14 protein-coding genes and 1 riboswitch are annotated in these 18127 nt (G+C 64.6%); of the genes, 3 read left to right on the plus strand and 11 right to left on the minus strand.

The genetic code is table 11. The features are described 5' to 3' along the window. Positions 1–16: 16 nt before the first annotated feature. The 5 genes from GRI97_RS01645 to GRI97_RS01665 form a co-directional block, all read right to left on the minus strand. Positions 17–1465, minus strand: a complete 1449-nt coding sequence (locus GRI97_RS01645) for a carboxylesterase/lipase family protein (protein WP_161389401.1) — start codon at positions 1463–1465, stop codon at positions 17–19. Between the two features lie 190 nt (positions 1466–1655). Continuing rightward, complete coding sequence (tenA, locus tag GRI97_RS01650; RefSeq protein ID WP_161389402.1) at positions 1656–2318, minus strand: thiaminase II; 663 nt, start codon at positions 2316–2318, stop codon at positions 1656–1658. Positions 2319–2331: 13 nt separating this feature from the next. Further along, positions 2332–4446 carry a TonB-dependent receptor gene (locus tag GRI97_RS01655; protein ID WP_161389403.1) on the minus strand — a complete coding sequence of 705 codons (2115 nt, stop codon included), beginning with the start codon at positions 4444–4446 and terminating at the stop codon, positions 2332–2334. Positions 4447–4497: 51 nt separating this feature from the next. Beyond that, a riboswitch (TPP riboswitch) is annotated at positions 4498–4627 on the minus strand. 279 nt (positions 4628–4906) lie between these two features. After that, the gene (gene gyrB, locus GRI97_RS01660) at positions 4907–7480 is read right to left on the minus strand and encodes a DNA topoisomerase (ATP-hydrolyzing) subunit B (protein ID WP_161389404.1); all 2574 of its coding nucleotides are present in this window, start codon (positions 7478–7480) and stop codon (positions 4907–4909) included. A gap of 379 nt (positions 7481–7859) precedes the next feature. Beyond that, a complete protein-coding gene (locus GRI97_RS01665; RefSeq protein ID WP_161389405.1) occupies positions 7860–8156 on the minus strand; it encodes a UrcA family protein in 297 nt (98 codons plus the stop codon). A 245-nt stretch (positions 8157–8401) separates the two neighbouring features. Between GRI97_RS01665 and guaA the strand changes: the two genes are divergently transcribed. Then, on the plus strand, positions 8402–9976 hold the full coding sequence (gene guaA / locus GRI97_RS01670; RefSeq protein ID WP_161389406.1) for a glutamine-hydrolyzing GMP synthase: 1575 nt from the start codon (positions 8402–8404) through the stop codon (positions 9974–9976). A 42-nt stretch (positions 9977–10018) separates the two neighbouring features. Here guaA and GRI97_RS01675 read toward each other — a convergent pair whose 3' ends face one another. Genes GRI97_RS01675 through GRI97_RS01700 form a run of 6 tightly spaced genes read right to left on the minus strand, consistent with a single transcriptional unit; the run spans position 10019 to position 15747 of the window. Next, a complete protein-coding gene (locus GRI97_RS01675) occupies positions 10019–10858 on the minus strand; it encodes a DUF3883 domain-containing protein (protein WP_161389407.1) in 840 nt (279 codons plus the stop codon). 15 nt (positions 10859–10873) lie between these two features. Next, on the minus strand, positions 10874–11299 hold the full coding sequence (locus tag GRI97_RS01680) for a type II toxin-antitoxin system VapC family toxin (RefSeq protein WP_161389408.1): 426 nt from the start codon (positions 11297–11299) through the stop codon (positions 10874–10876). Beyond that, the gene (locus GRI97_RS01685; protein ID WP_161389409.1) at positions 11299–11541 is read right to left on the minus strand and encodes a type II toxin-antitoxin system Phd/YefM family antitoxin; all 243 of its coding nucleotides are present in this window, start codon (positions 11539–11541) and stop codon (positions 11299–11301) included. Before GRI97_RS01685 ends, GRI97_RS01680 begins: the two co-directional genes overlap by 1 nt. A gap of 59 nt (positions 11542–11600) precedes the next feature. Further along, complete coding sequence (locus GRI97_RS01690; RefSeq protein WP_161389410.1) at positions 11601–13145, minus strand: MFS transporter; 1545 nt, start codon at positions 13143–13145, stop codon at positions 11601–11603. Next, positions 13142–14215, minus strand: coding sequence for an HlyD family secretion protein (locus GRI97_RS01695; protein ID WP_161389411.1), 1074 nt, complete (start codon positions 14213–14215; stop codon positions 13142–13144). The genes GRI97_RS01690 and GRI97_RS01695 overlap by 4 nt, the downstream gene beginning before the upstream one ends. A gap of 26 nt (positions 14216–14241) precedes the next feature. Then, complete coding sequence (locus tag GRI97_RS01700) at positions 14242–15747, minus strand: efflux transporter outer membrane subunit (RefSeq protein WP_268891142.1); 1506 nt, start codon at positions 15745–15747, stop codon at positions 14242–14244. Positions 15748–15877: 130 nt separating this feature from the next. Between GRI97_RS01700 and GRI97_RS01705 the strand changes: the two genes are divergently transcribed. After that, positions 15878–16801 carry a LysR family transcriptional regulator gene (locus tag GRI97_RS01705; protein WP_328598478.1) on the plus strand — a complete coding sequence of 308 codons (924 nt, stop codon included), beginning with the start codon at positions 15878–15880 and terminating at the stop codon, positions 16799–16801. Between the two features lie 91 nt (positions 16802–16892). Next, positions 16893–18125, plus strand: coding sequence for a benzoate/H(+) symporter BenE family transporter (locus GRI97_RS01710; RefSeq protein WP_328598479.1), 1233 nt, complete (start codon positions 16893–16895; stop codon positions 18123–18125). Positions 18126–18127: the final 2 nt, after the last annotated feature.

Raw genomic sequence — 18127 nt, forward strand, 5'->3', positions numbered from 1 at the left:
CCCCGCCCGCCCGCCATCATTTCGCGGCGGCGTCGATTTCCGGACCCCAGGGATCCTTCAGCGCCACGGCCTGGCCATTGCCGGCAAAATCCAGGATCTCATCCTTCGCGCGGTCATAAGCCGGCCAGACCGGCAGGCTGGCGCCATTGGGATTTCCGGTCTTCACGAAATTGACCAGATAGGCGCTGACCGTGCGGCCCACGCCATTGTCGCGTGCGGTGGTGCGATCTTCATATTTGATCGCCTGGGTATCGAAGAAGAAGGGGATCTCGCTGGCATGGCCGGCCCCTTCCTGTGCCGGGGCCCCCGCCGGTGCGGCGGGCGGGTTTTCCGCGACATAGGAGAAACGATAGGCATAGACCGGCACGCCCTGGCCCGAAATGACCCCGGCCATGCTGCGCGCCCCGCCGACCATCACCCCGGTGCGCCCGCCGATATCGGCGCTGGTGGCGCCAATCATCATCGGCACGCGGCGGAACTGGCCAGCGCGATAGGCGGCGCCGGCATCCACCGCCACCTTGCCATCGGCGAAGGGGCTGGCGAAGGTGCGGGGGCCGGCAGACGGTGCAAACAGCGCCATCATGCTGAGCCCGTCGGTCACCTGATCGGCGCTGAGCGCGCGCAATTTGGTCAGCGCCTGCGGATCGCTGGCGGCAATGCCGAATTTTCGCGCGAAGGCATCGCCCACCGCCTCGGTCGTGGCGAGCGTGGACCCGCCCATGCCGCCGCCATCGCCGCCGGACATGACCACGGCCCGCTGAAACAGGCCCTCCGTCTGCGGAGATGTGACCAGCGCATGGACCGACATGCCGCCCGCGCTTTCGCCGATGATGGTGATATTGTCCGGATCGCCGCCGAACGCCGCGATATTCTCGCGCAGCCAGCGCAGCGCGGCGAGCTGATCCATATAGCCATAATTGCCGAGCGCGCCCTTATCCGCATCGGCACTGGTGAGCGCGGGATGGGCGAAGGTGCCGAACCGGCCGACGCGGTAATTGGCGCTGACGAACAGCACGCCCTGCTTGGCCAGTTCCGCGCCGGAATAGGTGGGCGGGGATGCGCCGCCATTCACGAAGCCGCCGCCATAAATCCAGAACACCACCGGCAGCTTGCCCGTGGCGCCGGCCGGGCGCCAGACATTGGCATAGAGGCAATCTTCCGCCGGCGGCGTGCCGAGCGGTGCGGCATCGCTGGGGAAGGGGATCTGCATGCAATCATTGCCATAGCTGCCGGCATCGCGAACGCCGGTCCAATGCGCGGCCGGCTGCGGCGCGCGCCAGCGCAGATCGCCCACCGGCGGCGCGGCAAAGGGAATACCTTTCCAGCTGATCACGCCATCTTCGGCGCGGCCCTGCAACTGGCCGCTGTCGATGGTGACCTGCGTTTGCTGAGTGTCTTGGGCCAGGGCCGGGGCGGCCAGGCAGGCGACGGAGGTCAGCGCCGCCAGAGGCAGGATATTGCGCATTGTCGTTCCACTCCCTTTGGCACGGCCGGGGATGTCCCGGTCCGTGCGCATTGCGGCGGATATGGCTCAATACGCGATGGAGCGAAAGCGATTGGTGGGGCGGATCCGGCTTGGTGACTATCGCTCTGGTGGCGACTGGCCGGGGCGCTTGGGCCACAGTGCCGAGTGAATGAAGCCTCGAAGGAACCGCTCAGATCGGCCAGGTCTCACGCCGGTAGGCGGAATCCCAGAACATCCATTCGTAGCGCGTGGCGTTGCGGAAGGCGGTCGCCATGACGGCGCGGGTTGCCGGGGTGGCGTTGTCGGCGGCCTCGTCCACCAGCGCGCGAACGCGATCGGTTGCTTCACCGAAGGAGGGAGCGGCGTAGGTGTCGATCCATGCTGCGTACGGATTGGGAGAGGCAGCCCGCGGCTTGATCTCGCAGCCGACTTCCCAATAAACCCAGAAGCAGGGGAGGATGCCCGCGATCAGTTCCTCGTAGCTGCGCGTTGCGGCAAGGCTGGCGAGGTAGTTGGTGTAGCCAAGGCATGCGGGCGTCGCCTCAGCCTGCCGAACCATTTCGGGGGTGACGCCGAACTGTACGAAAAAGGCCTGGTGCAGCGCCTCTTCCACCTGCACCGCGACCTTGGCCCCGTCCGAGAATTCGAGGCGTCCCGCAGACGTGGGCGCGCGCGCGGCCGCGATCGCCAGCACGCGGGCATATTCGGCAAGGTATAGGCTGTCCTGCAGCATGTAATGCCGGAAGCTTTCGGGCGGCAGCGAGCCATCGGCAAGCTCCGCAAGGAAGGGCTGGGCCAGGATCGCACGGCGCAGCGGGGCAATTTCCTGCCAGATCGTGTCGCAGAAGCTCATGGGCTGGTAGTCCTTAGAAGCGGCGTGTGGCGCCGACGCCGAACTGGCGGCCGGGGTTGATCGTGAAGCTGTCGAACGGGCCGTTGGGGCCAAGGCCGAGGAGCAGCGGCAGTTGCTGCTGGCCGAAAGCCGAGATCGCCCAGCGCTTGTCGAAGAGATTCTTCGCCCAGATCTCCAGGCCCCACGGACCGAGATCGATACCGACCCGGCCGTCCACCGAAGTGTAGCCCGGGGTGTGCAGGATATTGTCGATCTCGAAGTCCACGCGCGAAACATAGGCGACGCTGAGGCGCGCATCGACCTTGGCGGGTCCGGCGTCGCCCTGCCAGCCAATGCCTCCGTTCAGCGTCCAGTCGGGCGCATTGGGCGTGCGCTTGCCAGTCAGGTCGACGATCAGCGGTTCGCCGGGTTCGGACGTGGGGTTTGGTGTGGTGTAGTGGCCCACACGGCTGCGCGTCCATGCGGCGGCGCCATCGACGCGGAAGCCGAGACCGAGTTCGGCCTGCGCCGAGGCCTCGAGCCCGTGGACGTTGACCTTCGGCACAGAGAGGACCACCGAATTGCCGAGGAAAACGGTGTTCTGGAAATTGCTGTAGTCGGTGACGAAGCCTGCCAGCGCCAGGCGAACGCGCCCGTCGGCCAAGCGGGCCTTGATGCCGGCTTCCAGCGATTCGACGGTTTCGGCCGCGAAATTGGCGGTCCAGATGTCCGATGCACCGGGAAGCGGGTTGAAGCCCCCCGACTTGAAGCCGATGCTGCCGGTGACATAGGCGGTGAAGTCCTGCGTCGGATGCCAGGCGAGCGAGACCTTCGGCTGCCACTTGTCGAAAATCTGCGCTCGGCGGGCATAGGTCGTCGCGGTTTCGGTGCCGACCGTATCCTCCTTGCGATCGTCGCGGTCATAACGAATGCCCAGCGTCGCTTCGAGCGTGGGCAGCACATCATAGTTGGCCTGGGCGAAGAGGCCGATCTGATTGGACCGCGTCTCGGCGCGCTGCGGTTCGGCGCCGAACAGCAACGGGCCGAGATCGTCGGTCCGGTCGCGCTCAAGCCGCTGGAAGAAGAAGCCCGCGTGCCACCGCAGCGGCCCGGCCGCTTGCGAGGTCAGGCGCAATTCGCTGGTCCATGCCTCGATATCGACCGGTTGAGAGATGGGCTGGATACCGTCCGGGAACAGCGGCAGGCCGTCCAGCGTGACGGGGGTATCGGGGCGGAAGTCCAGTTCCTCCACGAAGTCCTTGTGGTAATGGTCGTAACCGCCCGACCAGCTGAGCATTAATGTGTCGCCCAGTTCCTGCTCGATGGTCGCCTGCGCGCCCCACCAATTGCGCGACGCGCGGCCCTCGAAATCGCCCTGGGGGTCGGTCAGGATCGCACCCGAGAGGCGGCCGCCATTGCGCCCGGTCACATTCTCTGACGAGATATACGCCGCGCCGCCTTCTTCATTCGCCCAGCCGAAGCGCAGCTTGAGCGCGCTTGTCTCGGAAAGCGCGATATTGGCTTTCAGGCGCAGGTTTCGGCTGGTGAACCCGTCCACCTTCTTGCCGAGATAGCTGTTGCGGATGAACCCGTCGCTGTCGCGGAAGGATCCGGCGAGGCGCAGTTGCACCCTGTCCGATACGGGTGCGTTGATCACACCGTCCGCTGTCCAGGTGAAACCGTTACCCACCCCGACCGACGCCATGCCGCCTGCCACCTCGGTGGGGTCGTTCGTGGCAATGTTCACCGCGCCGCCCGATGCCGATCGGCCGAAGAGCGCGCCCTGGGGGCCTTTCAGAATTTCCACGCGCGCCACGTCATAGGTGCGCAGCGTGAATAGCTCGGAATCGGGCAGGGCCAGCCCGTCCACCACATAGGCGATCGACGGCGACTGATTGCGGTTGGTGGAAACGCCGCGCACCGTGATCATGTTGGTGCCGGGGTCCTGATCGTTGATCATGAACACGCCGGGCGTTTCGGCGATGAAGTCGTCGATGGTGGTCAGTCTGCGGCGGGCGATGTCGTCCGGCGTAAACACGGTCACGCTATCGGGCACCGCGATCTGCGCCTCGGGCCGACCGCGCGCGGTGACGATGATGGCGTCTTCAGCGGGCGCTTCCTCAGCATAGGTCGGGGTGGGCATGGCCATGAAAAGGCCAGCGCCGAGTAGCGTGAAAACCGCAGGCGAACGAGTGCCTTCGCTTCGCATGGTCCCTATTCCTCCGCCGGCATGAACCGGATCAGGTTCGCGGGTTTGCAGACTGGACGCTGGAATGCGCCGCGATCCGCCTCTCAGCCCTGACAGCGCCAGGACACCCCGTGGGTTGATGATGTGGGCGCGCGCTTAGGAAAACGGTGCGCCCACGTCAATCACAGCCGACAGCCGTGTGGTGCGTGCGCTGTGGCGATCATGTTGCCATGTCGAGCACTTCAGGTCGGGTGTTGGCCAGAAATGCCGCCGATATTCCGGACTTGGCACAATCCGCCAATAGGGCCGCATAGCTGCCAGGAACACCGGCTCGCGATCTTCCTTCAGCAACTACGCAGTCCTCATTCCTCCGGAAGGCGACGCTTCCCCAAACCGAAGAAACCCGCCCCCTCGCAGCCTCTCAAACGTCCAGATTGGCGACGTTCAGCGCGTTCTGCTGGATGAAGTCGCGGCGGGGTTCGACCACGTCGCCCATCAGGCGGGTGAAGATCTCGTCGGTGACGTCCGCGTCTTCGACCTTGACCTGCAGCAGCACGCGATTGTCCGGGTCCAGCGTGGTTTCCCACAGCTGTTCGGCGTTCATTTCGCCCAGGCCCTTGTAACGGGAAATCGACAGGCCCTTGCGGCCATTGGCCATCACCGCCGCCAGCAGCTGGCTGGGCAGGGTGATCATGCCGTCGCCGGCGACGGCGCGGGTGGCGGGGGCGTTTTCTTCCTCGGCCGGGGTGTCTTCGGTGGCGACGGGTTCTGGCTCAGGCTCGGGCTCTGCCGTGCCGCGCGTCAGGCGCGATGGCGCGGCGTAGATATCGCCCATGTCCTGGGTCAGCTTGTGCAGCTTGCGCGCCTCGGCGCCGACCACGAAGCCGGCGTCGATCAGATGGGTGTCGGTGACCCCACGCCACAGCCTGTCGAACCGCAGCGTACCATCATCGGTGACGCGGGCGGACCAGGCCGCTTCGCTGTCACCCAATTGCAGCTGGGCCGCCGCGCGGGTGAGGGCTTCATTGCGCTGCTCGGTCGTGAAATCGGGATCGAGCGCGCGGGCCAAGGCTGCCGCTTCGATCACCACGGGATCATATTTGCGCGGCACGAAGCCCATCAGGCTCTTCAGCCGCAGCGCTTCATCCACCAGCGCCTGCAGATCGGGGCCGCTGCGCGCGCCGTGGGTGGTTTCCAGGATGCGGCCCTGCAGGCCGGCCTCCACCAGATAGCGATCAAGCGCGGGCTGATCCTTGAGATAGACCTCGCTGCGGCCCTTGCTGACCTTGAACAGCGGCGGCTGGGCGATGAACAGATGCCCGGCCTTGATGATTTCGGGCATCTGGCGATGGAAGAAGGTCAGCAGCAGCGTGCGGATATGCGCGCCATCGACGTCAGCGTCGGTCATGATGACGATCTTGTGATAGCGTAGCTTGTCCAGCGTGAATTCGTCACGCAGGCCCGTGCCCATCGCCTGGATCAGCGTGCCGACTTCCTTCGATCCGATGATCCGGTCAAACCGGGCGCGTTCCACGTTCAGGATCTTGCCGCGCAGGGGCAGGATCGCCTGATACTGGCTGTCACGCCCGCTCTTGGCTGAACCGCCGGCGGAATCACCTTCGACCAGGAACAGTTCGCACAGCGAGGGATCGCGCTCGCGGCAATCGGAGAGTTTGCCCGGCAGGCTGGCGATATCCATCGCGCCCTTGCGGCGGGTAAGCTCGCGCGCCCGCTTGGCGGCTTCGCGCGCGGCGGCAGCCTCGATGATCTTCTGAACGATTTCCTTGCCGTTGGCCGGGTTTTCTTCCAGCCATTCGGTGATCTTCTCACCGATCAGGCTTTCCAGTGGCTGGCGCACTTCGGAACTGACCAGCTTGTCTTTCGTCTGGCTGCTGAATTTGGGATCGGGCAGTTTCACGCTGACGATGGCGGTCAGGCCTTCGCGCATATCCTCGCCGGTCAGCTGGACCTTTTCCTTCTTCATCTGGCCCGTCGTTGCCGCGTAATTGTTCAGCGTGCGGGTCAGCGCGGCGCGGAAGGCGGCCAGATGGGTGCCGCCATCCCGCTGCGGGATGTTGTTGGTGAAACACAGCACGTTTTCATAGTAGCTGTCGTTCCATTCCAGCGCGACATCGATGCCAATCCCTTCCTTTTCCGCGGAAACGGAAATGGGATCGGAAATCAGCGCCTGTTTGTTGCGGTCGAGATATTTCACGAAGGCCGCAATGCCGCCTTCGTAATAGAGATCATGCTCGACCGGCTCATCATGCCGGAGATCGCGCAGCAGGATGTGGACGCCCGAATTGAGGAAGGCCAGTTCGCGATAGCGGTGTTCCAGCTTCTCGAAATCGAATTCGGTGACGTTCTTGAAGGTTTCGGTCGATGCCTGGAAGGTGACGCGCGTCCCCTTCTTGCCCGGGGCATCGCCCTTAACCACCAGCGGGCCGACGGCATCGCCGTTTTCGAACCGCATCCAATGTTCCTTGCCATCGCGCCAGATGGTCAGTTCCAGCCATTCGGACAGCGCGTTCACCACCGACACGCCCACGCCGTGCAGGCCGCCCGATACCTTGTAGGCATTGTCTTCGCTGGTGTTTTCGAACTTACCGCCGGCGTGCAGCTGGGTCATGATAACCTCTGCGGCAGACACGCCTTCTTCCTTGTGGATGTCCACCGGAATGCCGCGGCCATTGTCTTCCACCGAAACGGAACCATCGGGGTTCAGTTCGATCAACACCAGATCGCAATGGCCGGCCAGCGCCTCGTCAATCGCGTTGTCGGACACTTCGAACACCATGTGGTGCAGGCCCGATCCGTCATCCGTATCGCCAATGTACATGCCAGGGCGCTTGCGCACGGCGTCCAGGCCTTTGAGGACCTTGATCGATTCCGCGCCATAGCTGTTCTGATTGACAGCCGGGGTGCTGGCGGGAGTGCTGGATGCTGGGGTGGCGTCGGAGGGCGTGTTTTCGGGTGTCGTCGTCATGCACAGCATATAGGCACAAGCCGGCGATAGCCCAAGCGAAATGGGCAGCTTGTACACAGATGCCACCCGCTGATGCCGCAACGAAAAACGGCCGCCCGATGGGCGGCCGTCTGATCATTCATATCGGCTGTCGTGGATCAGAAAGTCCAGGCCATCGGCAGCGGATAGGAACCAGCATTTTCGACATATGCGTTGAAAACGCGCTTGAAAAAATTGACCATGGTGTCCTCCTTGTTGGTCGGGCACCTTACGAAAGCATCCTGGTGTTCTGTTGTTTGACCGCCCTATGATGTGCGCAAGATAATTAGGCAAATGCGAAAACATCTATCGCTGTTGCAGATTATGCAACACCATGAGGCGGTCGTTAATTATCTGTTATCGTTGGCAATCAGAGGGCGCTGGCAACCTGCACCGGGGCGCCGGTGTAGGCCAGCTGGCCCTGCACGGCGGTGCGGGCTTCAGCCTTGCAATCTTCCCAGGACTGCATCGCCTTCAGGTCGCGGATGTTGGGGCGCTTGCACACCGAATTGACGGCGGCGGAAATGCGGGCTTCCAGCGTGGCGCTGCCAGCGGCGCTCGACAGGTTCAGGTCGGCGAAGGGCACGGTCACGGTGGCGGGAGCTTCGGCAGCAGCGGCAGGAGCGGCGGCGAGGGCGAAGAGAGCGGCGATTACGAACTTGCGCATGTGAAAATCCTTCGGCTGTTTGTGGCAGCCTTTCGCGATCATCCCGTTTTTTGTTGTGCCATCTTTGTGTGCGCTGCAGCAAAATGCTGCAATCGCGAAAAATGCTCCGGGTGTTGCGCATTATGCAATCATGCCGTCACAATGATGCAATCTTCTGCCGATCAGCAGTGCAGAAGAGGAATTTTGCGCTTTTTACGCTCTGCAGCGGCTGGACAGCCATCCGGCGAAACGCCTAACGCCCCCGCATGGACGCCCAGAACATTCCCGATTCCATCCTCATTGTCGATTTCGGCAGCCAGGTCACCCAGCTCATCGCCCGCCGTGTGCGCGAAGCCGGTGTCTATTCCGAAATCGCCCCCTTCACTATGGCGGAAGAAGCCTTCCACCGGATGAAGCCCAAGGGCATCATCCTGTCCGGATCGCCCGCCAGCGTGCCCGAAGACGGCAGCCCGCGCCCGCCGCAGGTGCTGCTTGACAGCGGCGTGCCGATTCTCGGCATTTGCTATGGCCAGCAGGTCATGACCCATCAGCTTGGCGGTGAAGTCCGCCCCGGCCATGAAACCGGCGAAGGCGGCGAATTCGGCCGCGCCTTCCTGACCGTGACCGAGGATTGCGCCCTGTTCAACGGGCTGTGGCAGGTCGGCGAACGCCACCAGGTGTGGATGAGCCATGGGGACAAGGTTACCCGCTTTGCCGAAGGTTTCCGCATCGTCGCCACCAGCGATGGCGCCCCCTTCGCCGTGATCGCCGATGAAGCGCGCAAATATTACGGCACCCAGTTCCACCCCGAAGTGGTCCACACGCCCGACGGCGGCAAGCTGCTGGCCAATTTCGTGCGTCATGTCTGCGGCTGCGCCGGCGACTGGACCATGGCCGAATTCCGCAAGACCAAGATCGAGGAAATCCGCCGCCAGGTCGGCAGCGGGCGCGTGATCTGCGGCCTTTCGGGCGGGGTCGACAGCGCGGTGGCCGCAGTGCTGATCCATGAAGCGATCGGCGATCAGCTGACCTGCGTTTTCGTCGATCACGGGCTGATGCGCCTGAACGAGGCAGAGCAGGTCGTCACGCTGTTCCGCGATCATTACAATATCCCGCTGGTCCATCTGGACGCGGAGGAAAAGTTCCTCGCCGGTCTGGCCGGGGTCACCGATCCCGAAGCCAAGCGCAAGTTCATTGGCAAGGCCTTCATCGATCTGTTCGAGGAAGAGGCGAAGAAGATCGGCGGCGCCGATTTCCTCGCGCAGGGCACGCTCTATCCCGATGTCATCGAATCGGTGTCCTTCACCGGTGGGCCTTCGGTCACGATCAAGAGCCACCACAATGTGGGCGGTCTGCCCGAACGGATGAACATGCAGCTGGTCGAACCGCTGCGCGAACTGTTCAAGGATGAAGTCCGCGTGCTGGGCCGTGAACTGGGCCTGCCGGAAATCTTCGTCGGCCGTCACCCGTTCCCCGGGCCTGGCCTGGCGATCCGCATCCCGGGCGAAGTGACCAAGGAACGCTGCGACATTCTGCGCAAGGCCGATGCCGTCTATCTGGACGAAATCCGCAAGGCCGGCCTCTATGACGCCATCTGGCAAGCCTTCGCCGTGCTGCTGCCCGTGCGCACCGTGGGGGTGATGGGTGATCACCGCACCTATGACAGCGTCTGCGCCCTGCGCGCCGTGACCAGCACCGACGGTATGACGGCGGATATCTATCCGTTCGATCCGTCGTTCCTGTCCAGCGTCTCCACGCGGATCGTGAATGAAGTGCAGGGCATCAACCGCGTGGTCTATGATTTTACCAGCAAGCCGCCGGGCACGATCGAGTGGGAATGAGCCGCGCAGGAGCGAGGCGTTTATCTAAGCGGTTGATGCCCGTTATCTAATGTTCGCCTGATAGCTGGTGGCCATTAGCGAGACATGCGCTTCCAGAGGTGGTCGTAATTCAAACGCCTGTGGTTCCCTGGCGAAGTTCCACAGGCGCATAAGCCGCCAATCTTTCTTGCGTTCAGTTGCCACTGCCAGTTCATTACGCGTGATATGAAACGGCGTCCGTTCCCAACCGTTGGTTGTTTTAACTTCGATCAATCTGTCGCTGCCGTCGGTGTCGAAGCTCAGAATGTCATAGCCTGCACCATCGCCATCGACATGCGAAACCCAGCGGATACGCTTGGCGAGATCGGTTCGACCGGCGGCAAGCAGCTGGGCATGTTCATGAGAAAGAACGCGCTCTTCGCCTGCACGACCTAAGGCCCGGTTGCGGGCATCGCGCTCTGCCACATCATACTTTCTGGCGATGGCGGCCATTTGTTCGAGTTCGGCTGGCGGCGGGGTGTTGCTGTGCGTCGGAGGGGGGCCGATCCAGAGGAGCCCCTGTTCGTGCAGTGTCGATGACGATGGCTGCATTGCAATTCGCGCCGCTGGCGCGAGCCATTCTGGATGATGATTGAGCCAGCGTACTACTGCGTCAACGAGCGTTGCCTGGAAGTTGAAGGCCGGTTTGTAGCCTGAAATCCAGTCTTCCCCGAGGCCTTTGAGCACAGCGCTGATGTTCTGATGCTTGTATTCTATCGAGCCACGAGGACGATCGATTGCCGCCTGCAGTCGGCGGTTATGTTCGGCCTTGCTGTATGGGCGGCCGCTTAGATCATTGGCCAGCATGGCAAAATAGTCAGCCACGATTGCATCGTTCTGCGCGTCTGACCAATTACCTGCCATGGTGACTGGCCGAATTCACGACAACAACTGCGCCGGAATGCCAAGCACCGGCCCCGCATCGGCCAGTCGCACATCGAACGTATACAGGGTAGCGCCATGCTCCGACGCGACGGCAAGATGCAATGCATCGCCGGCACGCAGCCCCAGGCTGTGCTGATCGGCACATCTGGCAGCCATCCGAAACTGCGCGCCGGTAACGCTCAGCACGGTGAAACTGTCCGTGATCAGCCTGTTGAACATGGCGAGCGCCGCCGCGCGCTGCTCCAGATCTATCTGCCCTGTCCGCAGCTTGATGGCCATGGCGGAAGACATTTCGGTGATCGTCCAGTCACTGATCAGCAGTTGTTCCGGATCCTGTTCCGCCAGCCAGGCTTGGGCACGCGGTGTCATCGCCTCATTGGAGAGCGACGCGACGATCAGGGACGTGTCGAGATAGAGCATCAGTAGCGATCATCGTCGCGCATCGAGCGGACAAGATCGGCAGCATCCCGAGATTGCGGGGGCATCGCTGCCGTCACGGCGCGCAGCAAGGCGGCATCGATCGGCTTGCGCGGACTGGTCACGGTGGTGAGCCGCGCAACCGCCCTGCCCCGGCGGGTGATATCGATCGAATCGCCGGCTTCGACGCGGTCGAGCAATTCGCTCAGATGCGCCTTTGCTTCCGCCAGATTGATCGCATCCATTGCACGCTCCTGACCATGTAGCTGGTCATATAGCCGATCCGGCCGCGCAATTCCATCTGTCACGCCTCAAAACGGGCGAGCGGGTGGGGCGGGGTGCGTTTCAGGAACAGGGTCAGCGCCAGACCGGTCAGCGCGGCCCACAGGCACAATCGATACCCGTCGGCGATGGCCAGCACATGTGCCTCGCGGCTGACCGTCGCCGCCAGGGTGGCCAGGCTTTCACCCTTCACGAGCGCGGCCAGGCGCGGCAGGTCGATATGCAGGCCGATCGCGGTCGCATGGGCGGCTTCCTGTTTGCGCAGGAAGGTCGATACCATGGCCAGCCCGAATTCCGGCCCGACGATCCGCACGATCTGGATATAGGCGGCCAGATTGACGAGCTCTTCCCGCCGGGAATTGGCGATGGCGAGCGCGATGAATGTCAGCAGCACCGCGCCATTGCCCGCGCCGATCAGCGCGCTGGCCAGGGCAAAATCATCGCCGCGCCACAAATGGGTAACATCGGCCCCCAGCCAGCACCCGGCCATCACCAGCACGAATCCGCCCGCCAGTGTCAGGCGCAGATAGCCCCGGCGAATGGTCCAGATGCTGAGCGGGATCACCGCGATCTGCACCGCATCGATCCAGAACAGCGCGGCGCCCGACTGCACCGCCTTGAGGTGGCCGATGGTGGCCAGGAAGCCGGGGATCAGCAGCGATGTGGCCACGGTGGTAAAGGCGAAGCAGAGGGATATCGCGAGCGCGAGGAAGACATTGTGCTTCAGCATCGTATCGGGATGCGCAAAGGGCAGCGGAGACAGGAACTGCCAGATCACCGCCCCGGCCAGCAGGATCAGCCCGCCCGCCAGCAGTACCACGATGACGCCGGATTCCAGCCAGTCGAGCCGGTTGCCCTGATCCAGCCCGGTAAAGATCAGCGTCAGCCCCAGGCAGAACATCGCCACCTCCCCCTTGTTGGTGCGGGCCCAAAGGCTGTCTTTCATCGGCTGGCGGGCAAAACTGACATGGGCCAGCAGCAGGAACGCGACGCCAAGGGCAGTGCCCAGCCAATAGATCGCCTGCCAGCCGAGCGTTTCGACCATCCATCCGCTGGATGACACGCCGCCATGCAGGGCAAAGGTCAGCCGGGCGGAATAAAGCCCCAGGGCGATCAGCCAATAGCGCGGTGGCAGATTGGCGAAGATCAGCGCCAGAGCGGCCGGCACGAAGCAACCCAGCGCCACGCCCATTGTCAGATGCAGCGCAAACACCATCCAGGGCGCGGTCGCCAGCGGGGCCAGTAAAGTGGAAAGGACGAAGGCTCCGCCCGCCATGCCCAGAACTGGCCTGGGGCCGAAGATCGCCACCGCCATGGGGATGGCCGGGGCAGTGATCAGCTGGGCGGCATTGGTGATGGTGCTCAGCCAGGCGCCTTCATCGATGCTCAGCCCATAGGCGCCCCGGATGTCGGCCAGGGCGATCCCGAAACTGCGGGTGAACAGGCTGGTCATCAGCGCGCCCAGCACCATGGTGATCGCGGCGCCGATGGGCCAGGATCGGGCCGGGGCGGACAGCATGGGCGCGCTGAACAGGCCGACCCGCCGGATGGCGCCGGTCGATGTCACCGGGTGATGATCCGCGTGGTGGCGGACATGCCGGCCCGCAGGCGCGCGGCGAGTGGCTGATCCGGCAGCAGGTCGATCCGCAGCGGCACGCGCTGGGTGACCTTGGTGAAATTGCCGGTGGCATTGTCGGCCGGGATGGCGGCGAAGGTGGCGCCGCTGGCCGGGGCCAGCCGGGATACGCGGCCATGCAGCACCTCACCGGGGTAGCTGTCGATGGTGATATCCACCTGCTGGCCCGGCGCGATCCGCGAAAGCTGGGTCTCCTTGTAATTGGCGACCACATAGGGCGGCGTCTCCGGCACGAAATTGGCCACCGCCGTGCCCGGTGCCAGCAGGCTGCCGGGCTGCACATGCCGCTGGCCGACGATCCCGTCGGCCGGTGCGATGATGCGGGTGAAGGACAGCGCGATCCGGGCCCGGGCCAGTTCCGCCCGCGCGGCCAGCACATCGGCCTGGCGCTGTTCGCGCGTGCCGGCCAGCACATCGAGCTGGCGGTTCTGCAATTCGACGGCGGCAACACTGCCCGCCTGGGCGGCGCGGATGGCGCCCGCATTGGCCCGGGCGCTGTCCGCCTCCTGCCCGGTGACGGCGCCGGTGCTGGCAAGGGCGGCGAAGCGCTGATCGTCCGCTTCGGCCAGCTGCAATTTGCTGCTGTCGCTCCGGGCATTGGCGCGGGCCTGGGCAACCATGGCGCGCTGGGCGGCCAATTCGTTCGCCAGATTGTCCAGCGTGGCCTGCGCCCGCGCCAGCGCGGCCTCGGCCCGCAACACATCGGCGCGAAACTCCTCATCCTCCAGCTGCACCAGCAATTGCCCTTTGCGGACATGCTGGAAGTCGGAAAACGCCACCGTGCGCACATAGCCGGCCGCGCGCGAATCGAGCACCACGGCATCATTCTGGATGGAGGCATTGTCGGTAACCTGGATGGCCCGGTCCGCCTCGAACCGGCCCCATTGGCCGGCAATCACACCGATCGCGATGAGGACCAGAGCGATGATGATCCAGGGGGCGAGGCGGATCCAGCCGGGTTGGGGGGTGGCGGTGTCGGGAGCGGGCGGTAGGGAGGACATAGGGCTTGTTCCGGGGCGCAAGGGGGTCAGACACCGCCGCCGAGGGCGCGCACCAGCGCGACATCAAGCTCGAAACGGCGGGTTTGCAGGCGATTGACGGTCGATCGGGTGGCGATGACCATGTTTTCGGCCGACAGGACGTTGATGTAGTTGAGCAGGCCGCCGCGATAGCGGGCGGAGGCGGCGGTATAGGCCGTTTCGGCAGCCTCCTGCGCCGCGAGCGCATGGGCCAGCTGATCCTCCAGCGAGCGCAGGCTGGCCACGATCCGGGCGGTTTCGCCCAGCGCATGCAGCAGCGTCTGGTTGTAGACAACGACCGCCTCATCATAATCGGCTCTGGCTCCGCGATATTCGGCCTGCAGCGCCCCGCCGTGGAAAATCGGCAGATGGATCGCCGGGCCGGCGCTGCCCGCGATCGAACCGGCATCGAAAATATGATCCAGCCCCAGGATCTGGGGCCCGATAAAGGCCGACAGATTGATGCTGGGGTAGAATCCGGCCCTGGCCTGATCGATGGCCGCCGCTTGTGCTTCGACACGCAACCGCGCCGCGCGCAGATCGGGGCGCCTGCCGATCAGATCGGCCGGGATTTGCGAAGGCAGGCCAAAACCGGGAAGCTCCGGTTCCGCCGGCCTGCCGATGCGCAGCCCCTGATCCGGCCCCTGGCCGGTCAGTTCGGCGATTTCCAGCCGGGTCAGGGCGATGGCCTCTGTGGCTTGAACCAGTTCGAGCCGTGCGGTTTCGGCGGCGCTGCGGGCCTGGGCTTCGGATGCGAGCGTCTCCAGCCCCTGTTCGCGGCGCTGCGTGACCAGCTGTGCCGTTCGGTCACGCGCGTCCAGCGTGGCGCGGGCGAGCGCTTCTTCCCGCATTTCACCCAGCAATCCGGCATAGCTGCCGGCAATCGCAGTGGTCAGCAGCAGGCGCGCCTGCGCCCCTTCGGCTCTGGCCGCTTCCGCCGCGGATGATGCGGCGGCGATTGCGGCCCGGTTGCGGCCGAAGAAATCCAGCGTCCAGTCCAGGCTGAGCCGAACGGCGGCGGCATCGTTCACCCCCTTGGGCACCCCGCTATAGGGGACGCCATTCCAATAGCTGGCCTTGGCCTGGGCGAAGGAGGCACCGGCATCGATCTGCGGCGCATTGGCGGACCGGGCGTTGGAGATGCGTGCCTCGGCCCGGCGGATGCGCGCCTCCGCCACAGCCAGCGTTGGAGCATGGGCAATGCCCTGCGCGATCAGCGCGTCCAGCTGGCTGTCGCCATAGCGATGCCACCATTCGTCGGTCGGCCATTCAGCCAGCGGAGCGGCCAGCGCCTGATCGGCATCGAACTGCTGCGGCTCTATCACGCGCTGCGCCGGGTCCAGCTGGGGCACGGCAACACAGCCGCTCAGCAAAAGGGGTGCCAGAAGGCGCAGGGTTCGGCCAAGGTATGGAGTTGCGGCCTCATCCGGAGCGCTGTTTGCTCGCAAACCATGGGCCGTCCACGCTGAAAACCTGTGCGGGGAACGGGCGGTCCACCCGGTATGGCGATGCATGGTCGATCCGTATATTCGATGAATTGAGGGGAATGCTGGCCGATATCTTCTTGGCCCGCTGCAGCAAAACACCGTCTTGGTTTCTCATCATGCCGTTTGGGTATAATGGGATGGCGAAGGAGCTACCGGGGTGGACGTCAAGAAACTGCGCTATTTCGTCACGGTGGCCAGCGAGCGCAGCTTCACCGCCGCGGCCGCCCGGCTCAACATGAGCCAGCCGCCGCTGAGCCGGCGCATCCAGGAAATCGAGGAACAGCTCGGGGTGCCGCTGTTCAATCGTGACAGCCGGCCACTCACGCTCACGCCGGCCGGGCGGCTGTTTCACGAACAGGCGCTGCAGGTGCTGCAGCGGGTGGACGAAATGGCCGGCACGATGAAGCGTTTCGTGCAGGCGGAACGCCCTCGCTTCGTGCTGGGGCTGATCCCGTCAGGCTTTCACGATCGCTTGCCGGAGGTGATCCGCCGCTATCAGCAGCTGGCGCCCGATATCGATTTTGTCCTGAGCGAGATGAGCAGCCTGGAACAGGTGCTGGCGTTGAAGGAGGGGCGGATCGATGCGGGGCTGGGGCGCATGCGGGTCGAGGATGCGGGCATCCAGCGGGAGGTTCTGCGGGAAGAAGAGGTGCTGGCCGCCATGCCGCCGGCCCAGTCTGCTGAGGGTCAGGCCGGCGATCCGGTCAGCCTTGCAGAGGTCGCCCGCCATCGGGTGATCCTCTATCCCCGCGATCCCCGGCCCAGCTATGCCGACTCCATTGTGTCGATCTTCCGCGATGTCGGCATCCAGCTCGATCGCCCGATCGAAGTGCGCGAAGTCCAGACCGCGCTGATCATGGTCGCCGCCGGAATGGGCGCTTGCCTGATCCCCGCTTCGGCGCGCCGACTGGTGCATCCCGAAGTGATCTGCCGCCCGATCCGCCCGGCCGTCACATCCCCGGTCGTGCTCAGCCATCGTCGCGACGACACCTCACCGCAACTGGCGATGTTCATCCGCACCCTGGCTGAACTCTATGGCGAATGGGGCTATGCCAGCCCGATCCTGACGGATTGGCAATAGCGGCTTTCCAGAATGCGCGACTGGCAAAAACCCGTGGCTGGCCTATGCCGCCCGATGACGCCAGTCGCGGCCGGTCAGCAAGAGTTTGTGCGTGTTGGAAAATTCGAATGGGATCGATCGTGCCACGCCCGGGGAACATGCGGTGACACGCGCCTTTCCCCCTGCCGCCAGCTGGACCTCCGCCCTGATCGCCGCGGTGATCGGCTTTGGCGGGACGGTCGCCCTGATTGTGCAGGCGATGCGGGCGCTGGGGGCCAGCGTCGAACAGACCGGATCATCGATCACCGCGCTGTGCCTGGGCATTGCCGTGGTCGGCGCCCTCCTGTCCTTGCGCTTGCGCATGCCGATCGTGCTGGCGTGGTCCACGCCCGGGGCGGCGCTGCTGGCGGCGGGCGTGCCGGGCACCAGCTGGTCCGATGCGGTGGGCGCCTTCATCATCAGCGGGCTGATGATGGTGCTGCTCGGCGCGATTCCGGCACTGGGGCGCTTGGCGGAGAAAATTCCCGCCTCGGTCGCATCGGGCATGCTGGCGGGGATCCTGCTGCCGTTCTGCCTGGCGCTGTTTCAGGTCGCCAATGCCGATCCGCTGTTGACCGGCGTGGTGGTGGGGGTGTTCCTGATCGCCCGGCTGCGCCTGCCGCTCTATGCCCTGCTGCTGGTGCTGGTGGCTGTGGCCGCGCTGACGCTGCTGCGGGGGCAGGTGTCGGCCCTGCCCGATGGCGCGGTGTTCGGCGTGCTGGCGCCCGTCGTCCCCTCGCTCAGCCTGGCCAGGGTGATGAGCATTGCCGTGCCGCTGTTCCTGGTCACGCTGATGGCGCAGAATCTGCCCGGCCTCGTGGTGTTGCGCAGTTCCGGCTATGATCCGGGCGCCAGTCCGCTGCTGATCGGGACCGGGCTGGCGACCGCGGTGCTGGCCCCGTTCGGCGCGCATGCGGTCAATCTGGCCGCGATCACCGCGGCGCTCTGCACCAGCGATCAGGCCCACCCGGATCGCGCGCGGCGCTGGGTGGTCGGCATGCTCTATGCCGGCTGCTACCTGTTGCTTGCGTTGTTTGCACCGTTGCTGGTGCGGTTCTTCCTGGCCTTGCCGCATGATGTGATCGCCGCGCTGGCCGGGGTGTCAGTGATCCCGGCCCTGATCGGCAGCCTGGAAACCGCGCTGGCGCAAAAGGGCGAACAGGATGCGGCGATCGTCACCTTCCTGGCGGCAGGTTCCGGGTTGACGCTGTTCGGCCTGGGCGGCGCGTTCTGGGGCCTGATCGCCGGCGTGCTGGCGATCATGGCCAAATCGCTGTTGCAGCGGAAGGGTGCGACAGGCAGCTAGGT

This window comes from Croceibacterium xixiisoli, assembly GCF_009827305.1.
Taxonomy (GTDB): domain Bacteria; phylum Pseudomonadota; class Alphaproteobacteria; order Sphingomonadales; family Sphingomonadaceae; genus Croceibacterium_C; species Croceibacterium_C xixiisoli.